The organism is Proteiniclasticum sp. (genome assembly GCF_003514505.1).
Lineage (GTDB): Bacteria > Bacillota > Clostridia > Clostridiales > Clostridiaceae > Proteiniclasticum.
In genome coordinates this window covers 1-23,018 of record NZ_DOPX01000010.1, presented here as the reverse complement: position 1 = coordinate 23,018, position 23,018 = coordinate 1, and the positions used below count along the sequence as shown (strand labels likewise).

The window sequence follows — 23,018 nt, the reverse complement described above, 5'->3', positions numbered from 1 at the left end:
CTAGGATTACTTTCCAAAGCGTTTCCGGTAGCCGCATTTTCTGCAGAGCTCTTCCACGGCGGTTCTTCTTGAGAACCCTTCTGCCAGGTTCTTGGCTCGCCCGCTTTCGATGATCTTTCTAAAGGGCGTGTCCTTTATGTTTCCAAGGTTTATGATGCCTTCTCCATCCAGACAGCAGGGCACCACAGTGCCGTCTGTGAGGATTCCCACCTGGTCTTTCAGGCCATAGCAGAAGCCGTCTCCATCATCTTCCTCTTCGGTTAAGGCCGGCCACTGGAACTCGTGGTCCTGATTGATGTAGATCCCTTCTGAAAGCTTCAGGCCCCGTCCAGGCTGGACTTTTTCCAGAATGGGGTGGTCCAGATGAAACTCTTTTTCGATGATTTCCAGAAGTGCTCGGTTTTTTCTCGCATCCAGACTGAGAAGATCTGATTTGTCAATGTTCCAGAATCGCAAAGAGACGATGGGCCGTCCTTTTTGAGAAGCCTCTTTGGCAAAGTCCAGAATGGTCCTCATGTAGGAGTTCTTGTCTCTTTCTTCCTCATTTCCATCCAAACTGTGCAGGGAGAAGTTCACCTGCCTCAGGGCGGGTTTTTTCAAAAGCATCTCACGATGCTTGGATAAAAGGGTGCCATTGGTGGTGAGATTTACCTTAATATTGTTCTCCATGCTGAGATCCAGAAGCGTTTCAAGCTGCGGATGAAGGAGAGGCTCTCCTTTCACGTGGAGATAGAGATGGTCGGCGTAGGGTCTGACTTCATGAAGCCTTCTCTCAAACTCCTTCACAGACAGGAAGCTTTTGGGGCGCTTTGTTTCTGGGCAGAAGCTGCAGGAGAGATTGCAGGCGCTGGTGATTTCCATATAGATTTTCTTATATTTAGGCACGTTCATTCTCCATCCATTACATTTAATCATCTGAACTGATTTTAGCATGGAATTTGAGTTTCCACACTAAGCTTCAGCGAACTCATTTTATAGAAGTACACAAGATTGAAGAGTCAAGTAGGCAGTATGTGGCTGCGGGGCAGCGGAGTATTGGCATAGTCCTCATGTCAGACAAATAGTGGGCGAATCCTCTCATGGACAAAGAAAAGCAGATAAGATAGTTAGACTCTTACGAAAGCACTTATAAAAGAAGGTAAAAGATGGGTAAAAGATGTACGTGAATACTCAAAAAGATATTGCATAGTTTTAAAATTTATGTTATTATTAAATTTTATGAAAAATAATCACAGAAGATGAATTAGTGCTATGATGTAGGTAGGAAGAACCATCAATTAAAGTATGAATAGGAAATGGGGAGAAGATGACAAAACTTCTTTCTTGATTTCGGAAATATGATGGGTGGAAAAGCCCTTTTTTTAATCCAGCAAAATGAATGAACGTTCATTCATTTTATAGTCTGACATCTAGTAGGGATAAGAGTACCGTCACAGTCCGTGGCAGAGTACAGGTTGATTGTTCAGAATATTTCGCATACTTATCACGTGAGATGCGGAGGAGATACCATGAATAAAAAGGAGCTGATTCGTCTTTCTGCCACCAAGATTATTGCAGAAGAGGGATTCTACAAAACTAAGGTTCAAGATATTGCAGATGATGCGGAGATTGCTGTTGGAACCGTGTATATTTATTTTAAGAACAAAGACGATATTCTGGACTATATATTTGAGTCGCAACACACCAAGATGAGTGAGTTTATAGAGAAAATGGAGAAAGAGGAGATCTCTCCTCTGGAAAAGATCAAGAGAATACTGAGGTACCATTTCAAGGAGATGGAGAATCATCCAGATCTGGCCAAAGTGCTATCTCAGGAAGGTACAGGACCACTCAAGAATCAAGACAGTGAAATGAAAGACGATTCACTTGGAGTTCCGGATATCTTCCAAAAAATGCTGGAGGATTCTAAAGAAATCGGAGAAATTCGGGATATCGACGCTGAGATGTTTGGCTATGTGATTTTCTTTGTAGGCCGGGAGACGGCCTACTTACTCCAGATAAAAGGAAAAAAAGACAGATACTACAAGGCCTTTGAGGAGCTTCTAACATTCATCGTGAATGGAATCAAAGTCTGACATGTCACTTTCTGATACCATCGTATGAAAAAAATGGAGGAATAAGAATGGAAAATAGAACAAGACGAACCGAGATTAGACAGACAAAAAAAGAAAGCCATTTGGGGCAAACCGTGGCTAGCCTGCTTTTTGGAACCGTAGAATTGCTTTTGCTGTTTCGATTGGTATTTAAGCTTTTGGGAGCAAATAAAGAGAACCCAATTGTTCAGGGGGTCTATCAGATTACGCAGTATATCGTAGGATTATTTGAAGGGATTTTCTCTGAAATTTCTATGTTTGGTATTGGAAACACTGCAGTCTTTGAACCAGCAGCGGCCATTGCCATGGTTGCAGTGGCGTTTGTTGCCTGGGGTGTGCTGAAACTGCTGAGGCCACGTCAAGGCCAGCGCTATGAAAAAACCCTATACGAAGACCCCAAATAGCATGGAGCCTTCTGCTTCGATGTTGCGGAATCTTATGGAGCAGTAAGATGAAATGGCGATGTATAAGATATGTGTTCTTTACCTTTGAGCGGGAAGCTTATTAGGAAATCCCGGATCGCACCTGCTGAACTCTTGTTCACAGATAAAATGGAGGATGAACAATGGATAATTTTAAAAGAAGAATAGAGCGTACATTTAAAGATACAAAGAAATCTGCAGAAATCATCAAAGACAAAGCAGACGATAGAATTGACGAAATCAAAGGTAGAGCTAAAGAAGAGATTAGAGACGTGAAGGAGAGCGTAATAGACAATATTCAGGATGTGAAAGATCAGAAAAGGGCTGAAAAGATCAGAGATAAAGCAGAAGAGAAAGCGGATAAACTTATTAAAAAAGCGGAGAATACAGCCGATCATCTTATGAAGAAAAAAGATTTTTAGGCCAAAGAATCGTTACATGGATCAAAATAGTTGCCGTGTCATCAAAGAGCCCTGCCTTGTAAAATTAGAGCAATGAATCAGCGCAGCTGTTTTATCACAAATAAGCTTTCAAAATAAAAGGATATGTTCATCTGGGACACCGGATGAAAAATTTTCAAAAGAAAGGAGAATTTACTATGAACTCCAATAGAGCATGGGGATTGCTTGGTACTATTCTGGTTGTCGTATTGATCATTTGGATTGTTCAAAGAATACTGTAGTTTCAGGAAGATATAAAGACCCTACTTAGATTTCAGGGACCATTGAATGGCATAAAGCTCAAAAGATCTGAGTAGTTCAACGCAGGGCAGCACGATACATATCGTAAATGAATTGGATGGATGAAGTATAGGGGGCTGTTGTAAAATAGCCCCAGCTGAAAAGAGATAGAGTACCTTACGGTTTCTATCTCTTTTTTTGAGTAATAAATGGCAGAATATACCATAAACTCCATGGAATCCAATTACAGGAGCGCCTTGTCTATGGTATGATAAAAATGGAAAATGAAAATCACAGAATCTTCCAAAGCTTCAAGTTGGCGTGAAGTCTTTGGAAAGAAAGTCATGCCGCCTTGCAAAGTTAAATCTTTAACGAATATAGTGATGCATAAGTGAAAGTTTATCAAAGAAAAGCAGATGTGAAATCTGCAAGGATGGGAAAGAGGAGGAAAATCTATGAAAGTCAAGGTCTGTGTTGGATCCAACTGTACGTTGCTGGGGGCTATGAATATTCTGGATCAGATTGAAGATCTGAAGGAAATCATTTCAGAGCATCCGGAGAGCTACCAGAATGAGTCCATGGAAGTGGAAGCGGTGAAATGTATAGGGATCTGTAAAGGAACCACAGAGCCTGTTGCACCCGTGGTGGTTCTGGATGGGGAAATCATCCTCCAGGCATCGGGTCAGGTGGTAATGGAAAAAATAATGGATAAACTGAGAATCGAAGGATAATTCATGCGAGGGAGATTGCAATGAAGGAAAGTTATGTGGATCTCGTCAATATCAGACGAAAAGTCTTTGCTAAAATAGCTGAAATGGCCTATGAGGATGTGGAACTTCAGGAACTGGAGAAAGCGTCCTTTGAGATTATTCCAGGTGAAGTGGCGCATTTTAGAGACAGTGTGTTCCGTGAAAGAGCCATTGTCGATGAGCGCCTGCGTCTCACCATGGGGCTGGATGCGAGAAAACCCATTGAGTTCCATCGGGTTACCGATGGCATCGTGGATGAGGATGTGGAGAACACTCTGTTTCTTGAGCCTTTGGTCAATGTCATCACCTCAGCCTGTGAAGCCTGTCCGACGAAAGCCTATGTGGTTACAGACAACTGCAGGAAGTGTCTTGCGCATCCATGCGTGAATGTCTGTCCTGTCAATGCAGTATCCATTGGAAAAGACCGGGCTGTCATTAATCAAGCGAAGTGCATCAAATGTGGGCGATGCAAGGAGACTTGCCCCTACAGCGCCATTGTGGTTTATGAAAGACCTTGTGCCGCGGTATGCGGCGTCAATGCCATTGGCAGTGATTATCTCGGAAGAGCGGAAATCAATCAGAGTAAGTGTGTATCCTGCGGAAGGTGTGTTACGCATTGTCCTTTCGGGGCAATTTCTGATAAGTCACAGATTTATCAGCTGGTGAAGTCACTGAAGAAAGAAAAAAACTCTTACGCGATCATCGCACCTTCCTTCCTAGGACAGTTTGGCCCTCTGGCCTCACCGGTTCAGATCTTTGAAGGCATCAAGGAGCTGGGCTTTAAGGAAGTGCTGGAAGTCAGCCTGGGTGCTGATATCACAACACTTCATGAAGCCAAGGAGTACTTGAAGCGTGTGCCACTGGAAATTCCCTATATGGGCACCAGCTGCTGTAACTCCTGGACACTTATGGTGAAGAAGCTCTTTCCGGACCAGGCAGACTATATATCTGATTCTGCCTCACCCATGGTGGAGACGGCAAAGCACATTAAGAAAATGGACCCGGATGCTGTCATCACTTTCATCGGGCCATGTATTTCTAAAAAATTAGAAGCCCTGAGAGAAGAAGTCAAGGACTTTGTCCATTATGTCATTACCTTTGAAGAGCTTATGGGTATGTTTGTGGCTAAAGGAGTTGAGCTTTCGGAGATCGAGGTCTCTAAGGAGATTCAGGATGCATCGACGTTAGGCCGAGGCTATGCCATCGCAGGTGGTGTTGCGGAAGCGGTGAAGACCACAGCTCAGCTGCTGGACCCAACAAGAGATATTCAGGTGGAAGGTGCGTCCACCCTTCAGGACTGTGTTAAACTCATGCGCACGGCAAAGACTGGCAAGAAAAATGGATATCTTCTTGAAGGTATGGCGTGTCCGGGAGGATGCATTGCAGGTCCTGGAACCATCGCTTCTATGAGCCGTGTCAAGCGGGCAGTGGCGGACTTCAAGAACAAAGCGGAGTACAAGACGCCTCTGGATAATCTCCATATTGATTCTTCCTTGCGAAATCAAGAGCCTCCTCTCTAATATAAAAAAGTACAAGCACCCCTTTAGAAGACTTCTTTCAAGAGGAGCCTTCCGAAGGGGTGCGGTTTTATAGTGAAAGGTCTGTAGGAATTTTGATGCTCTCATACGAAAAGGAAGCAGTTCAAATAAAGAGCTGCTTCCTTTTTCTTATCTGTCTCGAAGGGTTCCGGACTCTGGGGCTTCCCCCACAGAGTCCAGGTTATCATCCTTGTCTGCATGGAAGGGTTTGGATGGATCGTCCTTCTGCACCACGGTACCGGACTCCGGGGCATCTTCCAGGTCATTGTTTTTTGGATGGTTCAGTTTCTTATCTAGATCATCTGCCATGATTTGCCGTCCTCCTTTGAATTTCATGAAAAAGTACTTGGATTCATTGTAAGGGAGAACTGAAACCTGCCTGTGAGGATTCTTTGAACAATAAGTGAAACTTCAGGAGGAGAAACTGCGTCTGTTTATGATAAAGAGAGGGCAATGCCACAATCAAGATGTGCCACTGCCCTCTTTTCATTCAAGAAAATCTTTCCTGCACAAAGCTTTTAATGGCTTCATAGAGATGGGAGATGGAAGGTTTTGTCATGAGGGTCCCGGTGAGGCAGATGGGGCTCTTTTTCTGGTGCGCCAAAAGCTGCTCATAAAAATCCTCCGTGAGATTATGAGTTTTCAGGTGGGGGAAAATATACCACTGCTTGGCCATGATGAGATGCTTCACTTCAATCCCGGTCCTAATGAGATCCTCTGTGATGTTCTCCACTAAATTTTTTGTAAGCTGTCCATAGGTGTAGGCCACCAGGATGGTTTTTTCTTTGTCTTTATAGACATTGAAAAACTGGAGACACTCTTTTTTTCCTGCGTTGGCTTTGTAGTAGGTGGTGACGATGTTTTTGTTCTCCACTTCGTAGGTGCAGGTGATATAGGGATTGGTATCAATCTTTTTCATAAGGTCATTATAGAGATCATCCTTCAGCACACCCTTGGGAAGCTTCGTCGTCACCAGCACCTGATCATAAAGTGCCGCGTCAAAAGAGGTGTCGATTCGTACTTTATTTGAGACAGGCTCCACATGAATCACCTCAGACCCATAACGGATGTCTGTCAGATGCGCACTGAGCTTCTCAATAAGGCACTGCATGCCCTCTTCCACAAAAAGCAGTTTATCACCCCGGATGATGGCTTTAATGGTCTGGGGATCAAAGGTGTGAAGGGCATAGTAGGCCGGAACCTCTTCTATGGCCCCAAATCCGTAGGCGGAAAGATGGGGTGCGATGACTTGTCTCAACATGGGAAGATCATGCATCGTCAAAAAGTCACAAAGAGGCATTTTCAGATACCCAAATTCTCCATAAAAAGGAGAAGCCCACTGAGAAAAATGTGAGCTGTAGAGCGCCTCATACCGCGGGAGCTCTTCTATGAGCTTCACCACTTCCTCATGACTCAGCTGCTCTACTTTCTGATAGTTCTCATCGAGAAAGTTTCTATAGGTGAACCTCTCTGAATAGGGAATGCCCAGCTCCAGAAGCAGCTCTTTGAGATGTGGAGAAAAAGCAGCTGCAGTTCCGATTTCCACCGTTAGGCCATGACAGTTCAGGGTTCTTATATGGCCTCCCAGAAGAGATTCTTTTTCATAAACAGTAACGTGGATGTCTTTTTTTTGAAGAAGGTACGCGGCCAGAAGGCCGCTGAATCCTCCGCCGATGACAGCGATGTGCATACATTCTACTCCTTAATATTCCCGGTCCATATAGGCCCATAATGGAAGAATGGTTCCCACTCCGATGGATCTTCTGTGAAACTCCAAAGGGGAGAGAAAGAGGTCTTCATAGAGCATCTTGTGGGAAAGATTATAGCTTCTGATTTCTCTTTGGAGGGCGATCTTCAGGGAAGACAGAGGTTCTGACTGGGAGAGCCTCGGCATCAGGGCTGACAGACAGACTTTTGTGTAGCTTTCCCGAAGGGACAGGATCTCTTTTGGCAGAGCCTCACTTTTCAGAAAATGAAGCTCCGGATCAAATCCGCTGGCGTGAAGAATCTCATGGACCTTTTCCTCAAAGAGGGTCCTGTTTTTACACTGAAGCTGAGCGTCTTCCAAAAACACCAGATATTTTGTCTGAAAGCCCAGGTTCTGGGCCACAGGAAGCGCTGCAGCGGTGAGAAGATCTTCAAAGCAGTCCATGGAAAGTGTCTCATAAAGACGCGAGCAGGCGATCCTGCTTTGGTAGTCGATGATGCTGTATATGTAAAGAGGCTTTTCCTCCTGCCAGTGTCCGCAGGCAGTAAGATAGAAAAACCAGCACTCTCCACTTTTTGCATCTTCATAGGGAAGCATTCCGGAAGAGGACTTTGGTAGCTTCTTTCGGGAAAAAGCCAAACGCTGCTCCCGTCTTGAGAGATTATGGCGCTTCATGATGTTGTACACCGCAGATTCACTGAGATGGACGTCAATCTCCTCCAGAAGGTACTTGATTTCTCTAGGACCCAAAGCGGGATAGGTCCGGATGAGGGTGAGCACCTTCTCCTCCAGATCCATAGGTGTACGGTTCGCTGGAGACTTTGGGGCTTTCCTTAACGTCAGGCCTTCCATGCCCTTGGTTTCATACCGGTGGAGCCACCGGTAATAGAGAGTCCGGGAGATGCCATACTTCTCGCAGGTGGTGGTGATGCCATATTTCTGACCCTCTGCCAGGATGTTCTGCTTTTCTTTGGAATCCATAGTTATCCCCCCCATTTCTTCTGCACATGATTTACCAAAACTTTAACATAATACAAGGCTTTATACAATGTAGAAAGAAAATTTTACTTTGGGGTGGTGTGTACACTTCGATGGATATTGCCTGTTTACAGGGACTCTCCATCTATTGTAAACAGATGGGTAAAGTAAATTATTGTTAATTTTAAGACAAAAAGGGCAGTTGTTCATGGAATATCAGATTGTTATAATCATGTCAAATAAAGGGTTGAGGTGTAGAAATGAGTGAGCTGAAAGTCTTTTCCATCAAGAAGAATATCTATGAGGACAACAAGAAAGTGGCAGAGGAAACCAGAGGGTTTTTAAGAGAAAATGGAGCCTTCATGGTGAATGTCATGTCCTCTCCCGGCAGCGGAAAAACCACCACGCTGGTGAGCACGGTGAAGGCGCTGAAAGAAGAAATGAACATCGGCGTCATTGAAGCGGATGTGGACTCGGATGTGGACGCAAAAACCGTCCAGGAGGCAGGTGCGAGAGCGGTGCAGATGCACACAGACGGACTGTGCCATATTGACGCCACCATGGCGAGAGCCGGGGTGGATGCCCTGGAGGTTTCGGATCTGGATCTGGTGTTTCTGGAAAATATCGGAAACCTCATCTGTCCTGTGGGCTACGATACGGGAGCCATGAAGAACATCGCAATACTAAGCGTACCGGAGGGAGACGACAAGCCTCTCAAGTATCCCATGATCTTCGCCAAGGTGGATGCGCTTCTCATCAGCAAGATGGATGTGATGCCCTACTTTGATTTTGATATGGAAGCGCTGAAGGAAAGGGTGTATCAGCTGAATAAGGACATTGAGATCTTCCCTCTCTCGGCAAAGACCGGAGAAGGAATGGACGCCTGGACAAACTGGATCAGAAAGCAAATGGGAAGGAAGTAGAACATGGCAAAAAAACAGGAAAAAACAAATTTCAATAAGTCGAAAAGATTTAACTTTGCTCTGAACTGGGCAGATGTGGACGGCAGAGAATACCGTCAGGAGATTGTGGATCTTGCAAACAAGATCGGCAGAACTAAAGCGGGAACCAGCCGGGAGGCCATTCCTTTTGGTCCGGAGTATTATGCTCTGGCGCCCATCCTTTCTCCCTATGAGGCGAAGATTGCCCTTCATGTGTCTTTTAGAGACAAAAAGAGTGCAGAGGAGATTGCAGCGTCTGCCGGGGAGCCTTTGGAAAAAGTGAAAGAAGCGCTGCAGCATCTGGCCTGGACCGGAGTCACCTTCTGGAACACTGTGGATGGGGTGGATGTGTACTGGCATGACATCTTTGTGCCTGGACATCTGGAGATGATCAACAACAACAAAGAACTGGTGGCAAAGCATCCGGAAGTGGCAGAAGCTTTCTACTTCTTCGGCAGCAAGAAAGGACCCATGGCGGCAGGCATCATGCCCATCGGTGGAGGTCCCATGAGGGTTCTTCCCATCGAGCGTGCCATCGACGGAAACTCTAAAAAGGCCAGCTACGAGGAAATCTCCAAGCACCTCGACGAAGCCCATATCTTCTCTGTGTCCGACTGCTCCTGCAGAACCTCCAGAGAAGCCATGCATGAAGGCTGCGGACATCTCAAGGAAGAGATGTGCATTCAGCTGGACCATGCGGCGGAGTACTACATCAAAACCGGAAGAGGTCGGGAGATTACAAGGGAAGAAGCCTATGAGATCATCCGAAAAGCTGAGGACAACGGACTCATGCACTCTGTGCCGAACCTGGATACGCCAGGACATACCCATGCCATCTGCAACTGCTGCGGCTGTGGCTGCTATGCCATGAGACTGGCCAATGAGTATCTCAATAATGACATCGTACGTTCCAACTATAAGTCCGTGGTGGATGAGTCCAAATGCGTTGCCTGCGGAGAGTGTGTGGATGTGTGTCCCACCAATGCCATCAGACTTGGTCAGAAGCTTTGCGCAAAGACGCCTCTCGATGAGAAGATCACAAAGGTAACCCCAAGAAACACCGAGTGGCAAGAGGACAAGTGGAACAGCGACTACCGGGTGAACCGGAAAAACACCTTAGACTCCGGAACTGCTCCATGTATCACCAAGTGTCCAGCGCATATTCCAGTGCAAGGGTACATCAAGCTGGCTGCCCAGGGCAAATACACTGAAGCTTTAGAGCTCATCAAAAAGCACAACCCGCTGCCTGCGGTCTGCGGCAGAGTCTGTCCAAGACTTTGTGAGGAGGACTGCACAAGAAGCGCCTATGATGAAGCGGTGGCTGTGGATGACATCAAGAAGTTCATTGCAGAGAAGGACCTGGAGGCAGGTACCCGCTATGTGCCAAAGAAGCGTCATGACTACAGTGATAAGAAAGTGGCCATCATCGGATCCGGCCCATCGGGACTCACCTGTGCCTATGATCTGGCTCTGGACGGCTACGATGTGACGGTGTTTGAAAAGGAAAAGAAGCTGGGCGGTATGCTCACCTTAGGCATTCCTTCCTACCGTCTGGAAAAAGATGTGGTGGATGCGGAGATTGAAGTCATCAAGGGTCTTGGCGTGAAGTTTGAGACCGGCGTTGAAGTGGGCAAGGATGTGACTTTATCGCAGCTGAGAGAAAAAGGCTTCCATGCCTTCTACATCGCCGTTGGGGCTTCCTTAGGCAGAAACCTGGGTCTTCAGGGAGAAGGGCTTCCAGAGGTCATGCACGGCGTAGAATTCCTGAAGAAGATCAATCTCGGAGAAAATCCAGGGGTATCCGGGAAGGTTGTCGTCATCGGCGGCGGCAATGTGGCCATTGATGTGGCCAGAAGTTCCATCCGGCTTCCCGGTGTGGAGAGCGCAGCTCTTTACTGCCTGGAGCCACGAGACGCCATGCCAGCCCACGAGGAAGAAGTGGAGGAAGCACTCTCTGAAGAGGTGTCCATCCACAACAGCTGGGGTCCTGTGCGCATTCTTCATGACGGCGTGAAGGTCACGGGCGTGGAGTTTAAAAAATGCACCTCCATCTTTGATGCTTCCGGAAGATTTGCACCTGTCTATGATGAGACAGACACCATTCTGGTTCCTTGTGACCATGTGCTTTTATCTGTGGGTCAGACCTATGGGTATGGAGAGCTTCTCCAGGGAGAGGATGTTCTTCTAACAGAGCGTCAGACCATCAAGGTGCACCCTGTGACGCTGCAGTCCTCCAAGGCCGACATTTTTGCCGGCGGCGATGTGGCCAGCGGACCAAGACTTGCCATTGATGCCATTGCAGCAGGGAAAGAAGCGGCCATCTCCATCCACAGATTTGTGCAGAATGGACAGTCCCTGGTCTTTGGACGGGACAACCACTCCTACATCATGCTGGATAAGAGCAATCTCAAGGAGATTGTGGATTATGACGGTACAGAGCGTCAGAGAACCGCTGCAATTTCTGGCAGAGTAGCCAGAGATACCTTCAAGGATTTAAGAGGGGTTCTCACGGAAGAGCAGATAAGGAAAGAGTCCTCCAGATGTCTTGGCTGCGGTGCCAGCAAAGTGGATGAGTATCTATGTGTGGGCTGTGGCGCCTGCACTTTAAGGTGCAAATTCGGTGCCATCAGTCTGGAAAGAGTCCACGATGTCAAGGGCTTTGAGCTGGACAAACTGCCAAAGTCTGTGATGAAAAATGCCATTACAAGAAAAGCGAAGATTACACTGAACAAGATCAATCCGTTCAGTGAAACCAGATGATGGGGTGTTTGTATGCATGAACTTGGTATTGTCTATGAAGTGATCCGGGTGGTGGACAGCTTTGTTCTGGAAAACCAGCTGTCCAAGGTGGATAAGATTGTGCTGGAAATCGGTCAGCTTTCCCAGGCCATTCCAAGATTCATCGAGGAATGCTATCCGGCAGCGGTGAGCGGCACCGCTTATGAAGAGACAAAGCTTGAAATCCTCACCTTACCAGCCATGGCCAAGTGCCATGGCTGCGGGGAAACCTTTAACATTGTCACCCACCGCCGCATCTGTCCTTCCTGCGGGGGGAGTAGTTATACACTCCTCTCCGGTCAGGAGTTTAACATCAAAGAAGTCGTTGCGTATTAGTGAAAGGAGCTTATCATGGGATTTTTATACGAAGGTTTAAATGTACAGAGTTTCCTGGCCCTCCTGGCGTTCATCGCCGCATTCCTTTTCTTAAATGAGATCAGCAGAAGATCCAAAGCAGTATCGGTGCTGATGTTTGTCCTTCTTCCAGTGCTTCTGGCCATGGGCATCTTTTTTGGCCCCTTGGGTTCTCCCACTGGGAAAACCTGGTTCGGCTGGGTGAAAGTGGTATCCGCCCTCATCGGTGTCTATGGATTCCTTCTCATTCGCTTTACAAAGCTTGGCACAAAGAAGTTTGCTGCGGTTTTTCCAGCAGCCATCCTCTCCATCAACATTGCAGAGGCGGTATTCAGAGAGCTGGAGATCTTTGTGACCTATAAGACCCTGACGGTGGACGCAGGCGGCATTGTGGTTCAGGGTGGTCCCTGGAACATTCTAAATGCCATTGCCGGAGTCTTCACCATCATCACCCTCACAGGATTTGTGGGCATCCGGGTGTCCAAGGACAAATCCAGAGATATGATCTGGCCGGATATGACCTGGCCCTACGTCATCGGCTATACCCTATGGAATTATGCCTATGTTTATAACTGCATCTCCACCCGATCCCTCTACGCGGGATTTGGCATTTTAACCGCCGCGGTCATTGCGGAGTATTTCTTCAAGCGGGGCGCATGGCTGCAGCATAGAGCGCAGATCCTGTCTCTTTATGCCATGTTCTCTCTGTCCGTGGACTTCCAGACGGCTTCCTTCTTCAAGGTGATCCCTACCTACAGCACCGGAGCCCTCATGAGCCTCAGTGTTCTGTCCTTTGTGTTCAACCTGGGCGTCTTCTTCTTCATGGTGTACACCATGAGACAGAGAAAGGTGAACCCTATACGGCAGGAACTTTACGTGCACACCGATGCCTATAAGAAGACTTTAACCGCCAACGGACTGTAGAAAAAATTATAGTAAGAGTGTTAGGGTTTTTCCTGAAACCTTGCAGAGTAGAGATATCGTGGATGAAGTGGGCACCTTTTATAGGTGCCTTTCTTATGACCTTCTAAGTGGAAGGATGAGGAAAGAGAAAGAAAAGACCGGATTTTCTGGCTTTAAAGGAGAACAGTATGAAGAGAAAGTTAAAAAGCATTCTGCTGATGGGGCTTGCCTTGAGTGTCCTCACAAGCTTTACAGGATGTGGAGAAAAAGAAACAGTGGAGAAGGATGTGCTGGATACCCCAGCTGCGTCCCAGACGAGAATCATCACCGATGCCGTGGGAAGAGATGTGGAGATTCCAGTGGAGGTTCAAACCATCATCTGCCTGGGTTCAGGAGCTCCAAGACTTGCGGCGTATCTTCAGGCCATGGATATGGTGGTGGGAAGCGAAGCCTACCTTTCTGAAGGGGTCAATATTCGGCGGGACTATAACCCCATCTACCGGGAGGACCTTTTAAAGCTTCCAGTGGTGGGTGAAGGAGGCGGCAGCGGACAGAACAATGGATTCTCTGAAGAGATCATCCTGGTTTCCCCGGATGTCATCATCGCAGGCTTTGATTATGAGGCAGCAGAGGAGCTGGAGGCTCAGACAGGGATTCCCGTGGTTTCTGTCAGGCACAGCACAGGCCTTTCTCCGGAGTCTTTTTATAAAGCCATGAGAGTCTTTGGAGAGGTCATCAAGAAGGAAGACAGGGCAGAGGAAGTTCTTAGCTATATGGACAGCATGCTATCAGATCTTACGGCGCGGACAGAAAATGTGCCGGAAGAAAAGAAGCTACGGGCCTATGCAGGGGCTGTAACCTTTAACGGCAGACGGGGCTTTTCAGGCACCTACTCCAAGTTCGGCATCTTTGATGCGATCCATGCGAAAAACGTGGCGGAGGATGCTGCCATAGAGGGCTTTTATGAGGCGGATCTTGAAAAGATCATGACCTGGGATCCCCAGGTGATATTCCTGGATCCTGGAAATCTCGATCTTGTGACCAAGGAGTATCAGGACCATCCGGAGTATTTTGAAAATCTTCGGGCGGTACAAGAGGGGCAGGTCTATACCATGCCGTCTTTCAACAATGCAGGCACCAATTTCACCTATGCCTTTCTCAATGCCTACCATGCCGGGAAGATCCTTTATCCGGAAGAGTTTCAGGATGTGAACCTGGAAGATAAGGCAGAAGAGATCTTCATGAAGTTTCTGGGGGTCAATCTCTATGAAGAGATGGTGGCAGGTGGCCTATATTATGGAACCATTCAGCTGGGAGAGTAGAAAATGAAGACAGTACGAAGAGAAGAGACCACAAGTACAGGCTATCAGCGCTATACCAGAAGAAAAGCGCTCTTTCTTCTGGGTCTTCTTCTCGTGGCTATTTTCATGGCTCTTTTGTCACTTTCAGTGGGGTCTTCCGGGATGCCACTGAAGGATGTGCTAAATACGCTTCTTGGAAAAAGCGGCGATGCCTCCATGAAGACCATCCTCTTCCAGGTGCGGATGCCCAGGGTTTTGACGGCGGTGGCGGTGGGCATGGCCTTGGCCCTTGCAGGCTGCGTCATGCAGAGTGTTCTTCGGAACCCCTTGGCCTCGGCTTCTACTTTAGGGGTTTCCCAAGGGGCTTCCTTTGGCGCTGCTGTGGCCATTGTGTATTTCCATGCGGGGAGCAAAGTTTCTGGAAACGCTCTTTCCAGCATCACCTTCACCCATCCTTATATCATTGTGATTTTGGCTTTTTTAGGAGGCATGACTACCACGGTGCTGATTTTATTTCTCTCCAAGGTCCGTGGGGTCTCCCCCACGGTGATGATCCTTGTGGGGGTTGCCCTCAGTGCCATGTTCAGCGGTGCCACCACCCTCATCCAGTACTTCAGTGACGACGAGATGGTGGCGTCCATCGTCTACTGGACCTTTGGGAGTCTTGGCCGGGCGGGAAGTGAAGAGATTGCGCTCATTTTCATCACGTCTCTTTTGTCTTTTCTCTACTTTTTTTACAACCGATGGAACTACAATGCCATGGAAAGCGGTGTTCAGACGGCGAAGAGTCTTGGCGTTCCTGTGGAGCGGCTGATTCTTGTGAGCATGTTTCTCGCCACGCTGATCTCTGCCACGGCCATAGCATTTGTGGGCACCATCAGCTTCATCGGTCTCATTGCTCCCCATATGGTCCGGAAGGTTGTGGGCAGTGATTACCGCTTCCTCCTTCCAGGCTCTGCCCTTCTTGGCAGTATGCTGATGCTCTTTGCGGATCTTCTTTCAAGGACCGTGAGAACGCCGGCAGTGCTTCCCATCGGTGCCATCACATCGTTTTTGGGGGCACCTCTTTTTCTCTACCTGATCCTGAAGAAAGGAAAGCGGAGGTGAATGTAGTTTGATTCAAGTGGATAAGATTTCTTTTTCCTACGGAAAAACCGAGATTCTGAAAGATGTGAGTTTTCGTATGGGAAAAGGAGAGTTTGTGGCCGTCTTAGGGAATAACGGCGCTGGAAAAAGCACCCTTCTCTCCTGCCTTTGTAAAATCCGGGTGCCCAGCCATGGAAGTGTCTATGTGGAGGGGAAAAGCATGCTGCCTTTATCTTCGGCGGAGCGGGCAAGGCAGATGGCTTTTGTGGCCCAGAAGAATGAGATTCATGAGATGACGGTGTTTGATGCGGTGCTTCTTGGCAGAAAACCCCACATGAAGTGGGGGGTCTCAGAGGAAGATCTTCTTCTTTGCGAGGAAACGTTGGAAAGAGTTGGACTTTCTCCCTTTTCTCTCCGGTACATCCATGAGCTTTCTGGAGGAGAGGTCCAGAAGGTGATGATTGCCCGGGCCCTTCTTCAGAATCCAAAACTGCTTCTTCTGGATGAGTCCACCAGCAGTCTGGATCCGAAAAATCAGGTGGAAATGATGGGTCTCATGAGAGAGATCACGAAGGAAAGAGGCATGGGCAGCCTTGTGGTGATCCATGACATTAATTTAGCCCTTCGCTACTGCGACCGGTTTTTGTTTCTGAAAGACGGAAAGGTTCATGATTATGGTGAGGCTTCCATGGTGACGCCGAAGATCATGAAAGAAGTCTATGGGGTGGAGTCAGAAATCATCAGTGCCTTTGGCAGAAAAACAGTACTCATAGGATAAAGGCATAGGAAGGCAGCTTCCTATGCCTTTATCTGTTTAGAAATGAAGTTATGAAAGTGCTTTAGAGCATATCCAAGGGGACGCTTTTTCTTGGGGCTGGAAACGCTTCGTTAAGACGCAGAAGGTCTTCTTCTGTGAGCGTAAGGTGTAAGCTTTCGGCATTCTCTTTCACGTGGGGTAGAGAAGATGCTTTGGGAATGGAACAGATGCTGTCCTCTACTAATGTAAAAGAGAGCATCAGCTGGAGAGGTGTGATGCTATGCTTTTTTGCCACCTCTCTTACCACAGGGTGTTCGGTGATTCTTCTTCTTTTGTTCTTGTCATGACCCAAGGGGCAGTAGGCCATGAGGGCAATGTTCTCTTCCTTCAGATAAGGGAGAAGATCATATTCGATGCCTCGGGAGCCCAGATGGTAGAGCACCTGGTTTACGCTGCACTGATCTCCAGATGGGCATGAAAGCAGTTCTTGCATATCGTCAGTATCAAAGTTTGAGACCCCCCAGTTCTTGATGAGTCCTTCCTTTTTCATCTCCTCCATACAGGCAATGGTTTCAGAAAGTGGAACGCTGCCTCTCCAGTGGAGAAGATAAAGATCGAGGTATGGGGTGTCCAGTCTTTCAAGGCTTCTCTTTAGAGAGGTGAAAATGTTCTTCCGGCCAGCATTGTGAGGATAGACCTTGGATACAAGAAAAAGGTCTTCCCGGGGGAAGGTCTTGATGGCTTCGCCCACCAGTTTTTCAGAGCGTCCTTCTCCGTACATTTCTGCAGTATCGATAAGCGTCATCCCTAAACGGATCCCTTCCTGGAGAGCTTCTATCTCTTCTTTTTGATGCTTCGGGTCCTCTCCCATGTTCCAGGTTCCTTGTCCGAGCCTTGGCATAGAGGTGCCGTCTTTGAGCTTTATGTGCTGCTTCATATTTGTTCCTCCTTGATTTATGGGGTTTTGCAGTTATGTGGTGGATGTGGTATAGGTATAGCTCATCATCTCAACAGGAGTTCTACCATCTATACATCCCACTGGGCTTTTTTCATGTCCACCTGTTTTTCGCTTTTAAAAGGCACTTCCTCTTTTAGTAGAAGCTCTTTCTGCTCTGGAAAGCCGGGCGCCAGGCGTCCTGAATGATTCACCACCCGGTGGCAGGGATAGCTTCCGTAGTATTCGGATCTTTTTAGGACACTGCCCACAAGCCTTGCGTTCTTTTCTCTTCCGATGAGACGGGCAATCTGGCCATAGGTGGCCACTTTACCTGGCGGGATCTCTTCCACCACGGAGAGGATTTCGTAGATGAGGTTTTCATTGAGAATGGTACTCATGGCGGTTCTCCTTTTGGGGTCTTCTATAGATTCTGTAGCCAGACTTCTACAAGATCAATCCAGTTCTGGCATTCTTTCTGATAGCAGGTGTGGGCAACGTTGTCGGTGATGTGGTTTGCTAAGGAGAGTCCATGTCCGCCTCTTTCATAGAGATGAAACTCCACCGGGATTTTCTTTTTCATCAGTGCCTGGACAAAGACCAGGGAGTTTTCTGCTGGAACCGTATCATCTTTAAAGGTGCTCCAGAGAAAGGTTCTAGGCGTATGGGATCCAACATGGTTTTCTAGGGATACTTTCTCCTGGAGGTCTTTTTCCTGCCAGTAGTCTCCCAGCAGGTTTCGGATGCTTCCTTCATGGCGGTGTGGTTCGTATGCGGTGATGACGGGGTAGCCTAGGATGAGGCCGTTTGGACGGAGATTCTCCAAACTCGCCCCGGTGCTTTCTAAAAGCATTGGCGAGTTCCAGTAGACCCCATAGCTTGCAGCCAGGTGGCCGCCTGCGGAAAAGCCCATAACAACAATTTTATTCTTATCTATGTGCCACGTTTCTGCTTTTTTTCTTAAGAGCGTTACGCTGCTGGCCACTTCTCTTAAAGCCACAGGAAAACGGGCTGGTGCTACAGAGTATCGGAGCACGGCTGCGTGATGACCCATGGACATGATCTTGAGGGCAACAGCTTCCGCTTCTCTGTCGGAGGTTCTATGGTAGCCTCCTCCGGGACAGATGAGGACTAATGCTCTTTTCTTTATGGGAATCTCGGGAGAGTCCTCCCAAAGATAAGTGGCGAGTCTGGCGTATTCCAGGGAACCTTCTTGTGTGATCTTCATGGTTTCGTGTATCATGCTGCTTCTTCTCCTTCGGATGGACGTTCTCTTCTTCATTTAAATAAATTGTAGCATCCAAGAAGAGGACTTACAATTTGCTCTTAATTTAGGAGAGTAAAAGAATAGAAATTTCATTGTGTTGTATCTGTGAATATATTAAGATAGAAATATAAAAAATATATTCTGAATTTACTGAAGTTTTAGATTGATATCCCTATGTGAAATGGAGAGGTGTACGTGTATGAAGAGAAGATGGATCTATAGCAGTTTGTTTTTGATCTTTCTGGTTCTGGGAGCTGTTATAGCCTATGTCCTTCCTTACGAAAAAGAGATAGAAAGTACGCTGAGCGGCATACAAAGAAGCTTCAGTGAAGGCGAGGATATGGTCATGGAAGTAACCATCCACGGAACGGCCAAGTACCGCTACTTTTCGATGAATGAGTTTGAGGGGGAATTTACTTTTTCAGACAGTTCTCATCCATGGAATGGCAAACACGTTCTCATTCGTTTCCATAATGAAGAAGGTGACGTCAGCCTCTTCGAGAAGGAAAACCAGCTGAACTCTATGCAGCATGGGGGATATGTTTCTACCAAGGATTTTGAAGAGATTCTGATCCTTTTTTATGAAGAAGGGAGTCAGCCAAGAATAAAAAAGTTCTTTGCAGCACCGGCTCAGAACCATGTAGATAGTGTGGCGCTTTCTGAAAAGCTTAGTGAAGGCACCTGGTTTTCAGAGGTGGAGTGGGATCGATAACTTCTTAAGTGAATTTATTGTGTAAAAGAAGATGGATCGAAGCAGGAAATGATCAGTGGTTTAGTTCTTTCTACTGGATGTCTTTGTTTGTAATGCTAGAGGAGAAGGAGTGGTCTATTTGAAATTAATTAGTGAAAGTGTTGCAGAAATCTGTAGTGGCAACAAGGATCTTTATTATGTAGTATCTGATGATTATGGAAACAGAGCGTACAGAAAATATCGTGGTGAGATTGGGGAAATCGCGGGAGAAGAATATTTTAAGCCTTTTATGGAGAGCTTTATGAACCCATGGTGGTTAGGTTTGATGATAGGAGTACTTCAAGGTGTTGGGACCAGGATGGTTCTCTCTATGTGTGCTATTATCAGGAATCTGTCATCTACAAATTTGATAGAAGTGGATTCCTTATGAGGAAATATGAAGAGATGGGAAGTATAGATACGGTTTATGATATTGCCGTGTATGGGGGCTCCATATGGTGTGCTTACCCTACATCCCACACTGTAAAAAGATTCTCTTTGGAAGATGGAAGCTTGGAAATTTCAATTTCTGATGGAGAAATCGGTATGGATCGTGGAAGCCTGTTCTGCTATCCAGAAAGTCTTACACTACTGGGGAATATGCTTTGTGTTTCGGATATGGGGAATAATAGGGTCTGCAGGATCAATCTGGATACTTTAGAGGTTGAGACCTATCTAGAACTGGATGGTCCTGTGTTTCAGTATGAATGTGTTGGGGAAATGGAGTTTGCTTTAGTAGGTAGTGGATTTTATATTTTATATGATAAAAAAACAATTTAAAAATATAATAAAAATATATCATAAAAATATCTAAAGGAGTAATTAATGTGAGATTAGAAAGCATAGTGTTCTACCTAAAAAACAAGTTTATAGGTCAATGTAGTATAGACGACATTTCGTATTCTAGACCAGAAATCGATATGGAAATGAGAAAGAAATTTAAAATATTATTTATTGATGATAGTGAATTAAGTATCATTGAAGTTTTAAGGAAGGAAAGTGGATATGATGTAAGGTATAAAGAATACCTTGAAGATATTTATGATGCATCAATTTATGACATTATTTTATGTGATTTACAAGGGGTTAATACGAGTGATGAAAATGAAGGAGCAGGTCTTATTAAAGATCTTCGTTTGATGTATCCGAATAAACAACTAATACTTTATACAGCAGGAACGTTGAGAAATAGTCAGATAGAATTGATTCAAGAGTATGCTGATAAGAGGGTTCTAAAAGGACAGTCTAAGAGTACATGGGAAAGTATTCTTGATGAATCTATAGGTGAAATAATTGATCCTTGTTTGTCTTGGGGAAAAATAAAAAAATACTTAGAAAAAAAAGGTGTTAGAACAAGAGATGTTGCAATATTTGAAGATATGTTTGTTAAATCTTATAGGCAAGGAAAGCTACCAAATAAAGCACAGATGGTTTTATTATTCCAAAATTATAAAGCATTGAAAGAATATGAGTTAATATTAACGCCAATTATCAAATCTGTAATAAGTGCAAAGGTGAAGATATGATTACATTTTTACCACGGTTTATCGAATCTGAAGGATTAATTATAGATGGTCAATTAGTTAAGTGCTCAAATAGTTGCTTGGATAAAGTTAAGGACATGAAATGCAAGCAATTTTACGAGTTAATAAAAACTGAAGAAGGCTTTCATCAGTGTCCGTATGGAATGAGTAGCTATGTATATAGAAATTCGTCAGAGATAATTATTTTCACATGTTTTAGAATGAAAGGGTATATTAATAGAGCGCTATATAAAAAATTAGTTTTTACAGAAAATAACTATAATCCAATTCTTGATATGAATACTATGAATGAAATTATTAATAGTTGTAAGAGTGAGATTGAATATTATGAATCACAAAAAAAGTTAACTGATTTTTTTATGTCATTAAAACATGAAACAATAACATGGAGTGCAGAGATTCAAACTTTAAGTGAGAAGCTTATTAGAGAATCGACTGGGAAGAAGAAAGATAAGCACTTAATGGATATCTCTCTAAAGATTTTTCACTTTGGTAGACTCATAGGATTTAACTTTACGCGTTTCGATTTACTAAATGATAGTTTAACTACATCAACATTTGATAAGGTTACCGAAAAGGTATATAACAGATTTAATGTAATTATTAGATGCCTTGAGCCATCAGCTAAAGAAAAATTAATATATATTAATAAGAGCGGGGAGTCTTATAGTAGTATAAAGTTGAACTTGGAAACATTTGACATTTTACCTTATGTAATTCTTGAAAATGCAATAAAGTACTCTCCTTCAAATCAAGAAATAAATATTTCATTCAATGAACAAAAGGAAAGGTTATTCATTGAATTTGAATCTTTAGGTCCTAAAATTGAGAAAGAAGAGTACGAAAAAATATTTGAATATGGTTACAGAGGAAAAAATGCTTGCGAAACATCCATAAAAGGAAGCGGAATTGGGCTTTACTTGGCAAAACGAGTTTGTGAGATTCATAGCATTGCATATTCTGTATCATCAAATTCACTAGTAAAAATTGGTCAAAAAGAGTTTTATAATAACAAATTTACATTTGTTATCACTCTTTAACTTAAAATTATTGATTAATTAGAGCATTTTCAGTAATCTAGCCATTTTGTACAATAACTTATGGCTACTAATATCAGGGTTTACCGTATCATGGATAAGTATGGTTTGTTGATAAGATTGAAAAGCTAGGGATGGTGTATACGTACTAGGAACTAGCTAATATTTTTAGAGTATGAAAAAAGGTAGGCAGTATGAAACTGTCTACCTTTAATATTTTGATTAGCCGAGTAACTGAAGTACTCCCTGTGGCATCTGGTTAGCCTGAGCCAGCATTGCTGTAGATGCCTGGTTCAGGATGTTGTTCTTTGTGAACTCCATCATTTCCTTAGCCATATCTACGTCTCTTATTCTGGACTCAGCAGCTGAGAGGTTCTCAGAAGTTGCTGTCAGGTTGTTGATGGTATGGTCCAGTCTGTTCTGAACAGCACCAAGCTTGGATCTTTCTGCAGATACAGATGTAATAGCATTATCAATTGTTGTGATTGCCGCATCGGCATCAGCCTGTGTAGATACATTGATTCCCATATCTCTATTATAGGTGGCATCAAGTGTTGTGCTTGTGGTTGTATTAGCAGGAGCTGCTGCAATTGCTGTGCCTGCTGTAAATCCAGTTGCTTTCTCAACGATAAGTCCTTCAATCGTGCTTAATGCATCAGCTATGGCTCCATGAGTATCAGCTATTGTACCAGGAGTACCTGCTCCTTGTTTCAATGTAACTGTGATTTCATCACCAGATCTTGTAGCTGTTGTTTCTGTGACAGCATCATTTCCAGCTGCTGCAAACTTGATTGTAAGGGCTGTATCACCATTAACTGCTCTTACGTTTAAGTTTGCGACACCGGTAACAGCTGTAGCTGATCCAACTTTACCTTCTACTCCGAGTGCATTTGAGCCCATATCAGCAATGGAAACTTCCATCGCTTGGCCTTCATTGGCACCAATGTGAAGCTTTTTGCTTGCAAAGTCTCCTGTAAGAAGCTTCTGAGTATTAAACTCAGTGTTTTCAGAGATTCTTGTGATTTCCTGGGAAAGCTGATTCATTTCTTTTTGAATCTCATCTCTGTCGGAGTTTGTATTGGTATCATTGGAGCTCTGTACAGCAAGTTCTCTCATTCTGTTCAGAATGGAGTGTGTTTCATTTAGAGCACCTTCTGCTGTCTGAATCAGAGAAATTCCGTCCTGTGCATTTCTCACGGACTGATTAAGACCCTTGAT

General features: G+C 45.1%; 25 protein-coding genes. 17 read left to right on the top strand and 8 right to left on the bottom strand.

Features of this window, described 5'->3' with window-relative positions:
- Positions 1-6: 6 nt before the first annotated feature.
- Entirely contained in the window at positions 7-885 is an 879-nt protein-coding gene (locus DEF30_RS02760) for a radical SAM/SPASM domain-containing protein (protein ID WP_294096259.1), read from the bottom strand.
- A 623-nt stretch (positions 886-1,508) separates the two neighbouring features.
- Here DEF30_RS02760 and DEF30_RS02755 point away from each other — a divergent pair.
- The 5 genes from DEF30_RS02755 to DEF30_RS02735 all read left to right on the top strand — a co-directional run bounded on the left by DEF30_RS02755 (position 1,509) and on the right by DEF30_RS02735 (position 5,464).
- On the top strand, positions 1,509-2,075 hold the full coding sequence (locus DEF30_RS02755; protein ID WP_294096257.1) for a TetR/AcrR family transcriptional regulator: 567 nt from the start codon (positions 1,509-1,511) through the stop codon (positions 2,073-2,075).
- Between the two features lie 47 nt (positions 2,076-2,122).
- Positions 2,123-2,497 carry a YggT family protein gene (locus tag DEF30_RS02750; protein WP_294096254.1) on the top strand — a complete coding sequence of 125 codons (375 nt, stop codon included), beginning with the start codon at positions 2,123-2,125 and terminating at the stop codon, positions 2,495-2,497.
- 161 nt (positions 2,498-2,658) lie between these two features.
- Complete coding sequence (locus DEF30_RS02745) at positions 2,659-2,937, top strand: hypothetical protein (protein WP_294096252.1); 279 nt, start codon at positions 2,659-2,661, stop codon at positions 2,935-2,937.
- A gap of 713 nt (positions 2,938-3,650) precedes the next feature.
- The gene (locus tag DEF30_RS02740; protein WP_294096250.1) at positions 3,651-3,926 is read left to right on the top strand and encodes an NAD(P)H-dependent oxidoreductase subunit E; all 276 of its coding nucleotides are present in this window, start codon (positions 3,651-3,653) and stop codon (positions 3,924-3,926) included.
- A 20-nt stretch (positions 3,927-3,946) separates the two neighbouring features.
- Positions 3,947-5,464, top strand: a complete 1,518-nt coding sequence (locus DEF30_RS02735; RefSeq protein ID WP_294096248.1) for a 4Fe-4S dicluster domain-containing protein — start codon at positions 3,947-3,949, stop codon at positions 5,462-5,464.
- Positions 5,465-5,611: 147 nt separating this feature from the next.
- On the opposite strand, the gene DEF30_RS02730 is transcribed toward DEF30_RS02735, so the two are convergent.
- From DEF30_RS02730 to DEF30_RS02720, 3 genes are all read right to left on the bottom strand, one after another.
- Positions 5,612-5,791, bottom strand: coding sequence for a hypothetical protein (locus DEF30_RS02730; RefSeq protein ID WP_294096246.1), 180 nt, complete (start codon positions 5,789-5,791; stop codon positions 5,612-5,614).
- Between the two features lie 181 nt (positions 5,792-5,972).
- Positions 5,973-7,172 carry an FAD-dependent oxidoreductase gene (locus tag DEF30_RS02725; RefSeq protein WP_294096244.1) on the bottom strand — a complete coding sequence of 400 codons (1,200 nt, stop codon included), beginning with the start codon at positions 7,170-7,172 and terminating at the stop codon, positions 5,973-5,975.
- Between the two features lie 12 nt (positions 7,173-7,184).
- Positions 7,185-8,171: a helix-turn-helix domain-containing protein gene (locus tag DEF30_RS02720; RefSeq protein ID WP_294096242.1), complete on the bottom strand. Its 987-nt coding sequence runs from the start codon at positions 8,169-8,171 to the stop codon at positions 7,185-7,187.
- A 257-nt stretch (positions 8,172-8,428) separates the two neighbouring features.
- Here DEF30_RS02720 and hypB point away from each other — a divergent pair, with 257 nt between their 5' ends.
- The 7 genes from hypB to DEF30_RS02685 all read left to right on the top strand — a co-directional run bounded on the left by hypB (position 8,429) and on the right by DEF30_RS02685 (position 16,309).
- On the top strand, positions 8,429-9,091 hold the full coding sequence (hypB, locus tag DEF30_RS02715; RefSeq protein ID WP_294096240.1) for a hydrogenase nickel incorporation protein HypB: 663 nt from the start codon (positions 8,429-8,431) through the stop codon (positions 9,089-9,091).
- Between the two features lie 3 nt (positions 9,092-9,094).
- Positions 9,095-11,869: an FAD-dependent oxidoreductase gene (locus DEF30_RS02710; RefSeq protein ID WP_294096238.1), complete on the top strand. Its 2,775-nt coding sequence runs from the start codon at positions 9,095-9,097 to the stop codon at positions 11,867-11,869.
- Positions 11,870-11,881: 12 nt separating this feature from the next.
- Entirely contained in the window at positions 11,882-12,223 is a 342-nt protein-coding gene (locus DEF30_RS02705) for a hydrogenase maturation nickel metallochaperone HypA (RefSeq protein ID WP_294096235.1), read from the top strand.
- A gap of 15 nt (positions 12,224-12,238) precedes the next feature.
- Positions 12,239-13,165, top strand: coding sequence for a DUF5692 family protein (locus DEF30_RS02700; protein WP_294096233.1), 927 nt, complete (start codon positions 12,239-12,241; stop codon positions 13,163-13,165).
- 167 nt (positions 13,166-13,332) lie between these two features.
- Entirely contained in the window at positions 13,333-14,466 is a 1,134-nt protein-coding gene (locus tag DEF30_RS02695) for an iron ABC transporter substrate-binding protein (protein ID WP_294096231.1), read from the top strand.
- Positions 14,467-14,469: 3 nt separating this feature from the next.
- Complete coding sequence (locus DEF30_RS02690) at positions 14,470-15,552, top strand: iron ABC transporter permease (RefSeq protein ID WP_294096229.1); 1,083 nt, start codon at positions 14,470-14,472, stop codon at positions 15,550-15,552.
- A gap of 16 nt (positions 15,553-15,568) precedes the next feature.
- A complete protein-coding gene (locus tag DEF30_RS02685) occupies positions 15,569-16,309 on the top strand; it encodes an ABC transporter ATP-binding protein (protein ID WP_294096356.1) in 741 nt (246 codons plus the stop codon).
- Between the two features lie 61 nt (positions 16,310-16,370).
- On the opposite strand, the gene DEF30_RS02680 is transcribed toward DEF30_RS02685, so the two are convergent.
- From DEF30_RS02680 to DEF30_RS02670, 3 genes are all read right to left on the bottom strand, one after another.
- A complete protein-coding gene (locus DEF30_RS02680) occupies positions 16,371-17,225 on the bottom strand; it encodes an aldo/keto reductase (protein WP_294096228.1) in 855 nt (284 codons plus the stop codon).
- 89 nt (positions 17,226-17,314) lie between these two features.
- Complete coding sequence (locus DEF30_RS02675; protein WP_294096226.1) at positions 17,315-17,623, bottom strand: methylated-DNA--[protein]-cysteine S-methyltransferase; 309 nt, start codon at positions 17,621-17,623, stop codon at positions 17,315-17,317.
- Positions 17,624-17,646: 23 nt separating this feature from the next.
- A complete protein-coding gene (locus DEF30_RS02670) occupies positions 17,647-18,465 on the bottom strand; it encodes an alpha/beta hydrolase (protein WP_294096224.1) in 819 nt (272 codons plus the stop codon).
- A 223-nt stretch (positions 18,466-18,688) separates the two neighbouring features.
- Here DEF30_RS02670 and DEF30_RS02665 point away from each other — a divergent pair, with 223 nt between their 5' ends.
- From DEF30_RS02665 to DEF30_RS02645, 5 genes are all read left to right on the top strand, one after another.
- The gene (locus DEF30_RS02665; protein WP_294096223.1) at positions 18,689-19,201 is read left to right on the top strand and encodes a hypothetical protein; all 513 of its coding nucleotides are present in this window, start codon (positions 18,689-18,691) and stop codon (positions 19,199-19,201) included.
- Between the two features lie 118 nt (positions 19,202-19,319).
- The gene (locus DEF30_RS02660) at positions 19,320-19,610 is read left to right on the top strand and encodes a hypothetical protein (RefSeq protein WP_294096222.1); all 291 of its coding nucleotides are present in this window, start codon (positions 19,320-19,322) and stop codon (positions 19,608-19,610) included.
- Entirely contained in the window at positions 19,607-19,999 is a 393-nt protein-coding gene (locus tag DEF30_RS02655; RefSeq protein WP_294096221.1) for a hypothetical protein, read from the top strand. Before DEF30_RS02660 ends, DEF30_RS02655 begins: the two co-directional genes overlap by 4 nt.
- A gap of 47 nt (positions 20,000-20,046) precedes the next feature.
- Positions 20,047-20,745, top strand: coding sequence for a hypothetical protein (locus tag DEF30_RS02650; protein WP_294096219.1), 699 nt, complete (start codon positions 20,047-20,049; stop codon positions 20,743-20,745).
- Positions 20,742-21,803 carry an ATP-binding protein gene (locus DEF30_RS02645; protein WP_294096217.1) on the top strand — a complete coding sequence of 354 codons (1,062 nt, stop codon included), beginning with the start codon at positions 20,742-20,744 and terminating at the stop codon, positions 21,801-21,803. Before DEF30_RS02650 ends, DEF30_RS02645 begins: the two co-directional genes overlap by 4 nt.
- Before the next feature lie 219 nt (positions 21,804-22,022).
- On the opposite strand, the gene DEF30_RS02640 is transcribed toward DEF30_RS02645, so the two are convergent.
- A partial coding sequence (locus tag DEF30_RS02640) for a flagellin (RefSeq protein ID WP_294096215.1) occupies positions 22,023-23,018 on the bottom strand: 996 nt, incomplete at its 5' end.

Coding starts and splice junctions, on each gene's coding strand:
- DEF30_RS02755 (WP_294096257.1), top strand. CDS start 1,509: ATGAATAAAAAGGAGCTGATTCGTCTTTCTGCCACCAAGATTATTGCA.
- DEF30_RS02750 (WP_294096254.1), top strand. CDS start 2,123: ATGGAAAATAGAACAAGACGAACCGAGATTAGACAGACAAAAAAAGAA.
- DEF30_RS02745 (WP_294096252.1), top strand. CDS start 2,659: ATGGATAATTTTAAAAGAAGAATAGAGCGTACATTTAAAGATACAAAG.
- DEF30_RS02740 (WP_294096250.1), top strand. CDS start 3,651: ATGAAAGTCAAGGTCTGTGTTGGATCCAACTGTACGTTGCTGGGGGCT.
- DEF30_RS02735 (WP_294096248.1), top strand. CDS start 3,947: ATGAAGGAAAGTTATGTGGATCTCGTCAATATCAGACGAAAAGTCTTT.
- DEF30_RS02730 (WP_294096246.1), bottom strand. CDS start 5,791: ATGGCAGATGATCTAGATAAGAAACTGAACCATCCAAAAAACAATGAC.
- DEF30_RS02725 (WP_294096244.1), bottom strand. CDS start 7,172: ATGCACATCGCTGTCATCGGCGGAGGATTCAGCGGCCTTCTGGCCGCG.
- DEF30_RS02720 (WP_294096242.1), bottom strand. CDS start 8,171: ATGGATTCCAAAGAAAAGCAGAACATCCTGGCAGAGGGTCAGAAATAT.
- hypB (WP_294096240.1), top strand. CDS start 8,429: ATGAGTGAGCTGAAAGTCTTTTCCATCAAGAAGAATATCTATGAGGAC.
- DEF30_RS02710 (WP_294096238.1), top strand. CDS start 9,095: ATGGCAAAAAAACAGGAAAAAACAAATTTCAATAAGTCGAAAAGATTT.
- DEF30_RS02705 (WP_294096235.1), top strand. CDS start 11,882: ATGCATGAACTTGGTATTGTCTATGAAGTGATCCGGGTGGTGGACAGC.
- DEF30_RS02700 (WP_294096233.1), top strand. CDS start 12,239: ATGGGATTTTTATACGAAGGTTTAAATGTACAGAGTTTCCTGGCCCTC.
- DEF30_RS02695 (WP_294096231.1), top strand. CDS start 13,333: ATGAAGAGAAAGTTAAAAAGCATTCTGCTGATGGGGCTTGCCTTGAGT.
- DEF30_RS02690 (WP_294096229.1), top strand. CDS start 14,470: ATGAAGACAGTACGAAGAGAAGAGACCACAAGTACAGGCTATCAGCGC.
- DEF30_RS02680 (WP_294096228.1), bottom strand. CDS start 17,225: ATGAAGCAGCACATAAAGCTCAAAGACGGCACCTCTATGCCAAGGCTC.
- DEF30_RS02675 (WP_294096226.1), bottom strand. CDS start 17,623: ATGAGTACCATTCTCAATGAAAACCTCATCTACGAAATCCTCTCCGTG.
- DEF30_RS02670 (WP_294096224.1), bottom strand. CDS start 18,465: ATGATACACGAAACCATGAAGATCACACAAGAAGGTTCCCTGGAATAC.
- DEF30_RS02665 (WP_294096223.1), top strand. CDS start 18,689: ATGAAGAGAAGATGGATCTATAGCAGTTTGTTTTTGATCTTTCTGGTT.
- DEF30_RS02655 (WP_294096221.1), top strand. CDS start 19,607: ATGAGGAAATATGAAGAGATGGGAAGTATAGATACGGTTTATGATATT.
- DEF30_RS02645 (WP_294096217.1), top strand. CDS start 20,742: ATGATTACATTTTTACCACGGTTTATCGAATCTGAAGGATTAATTATA.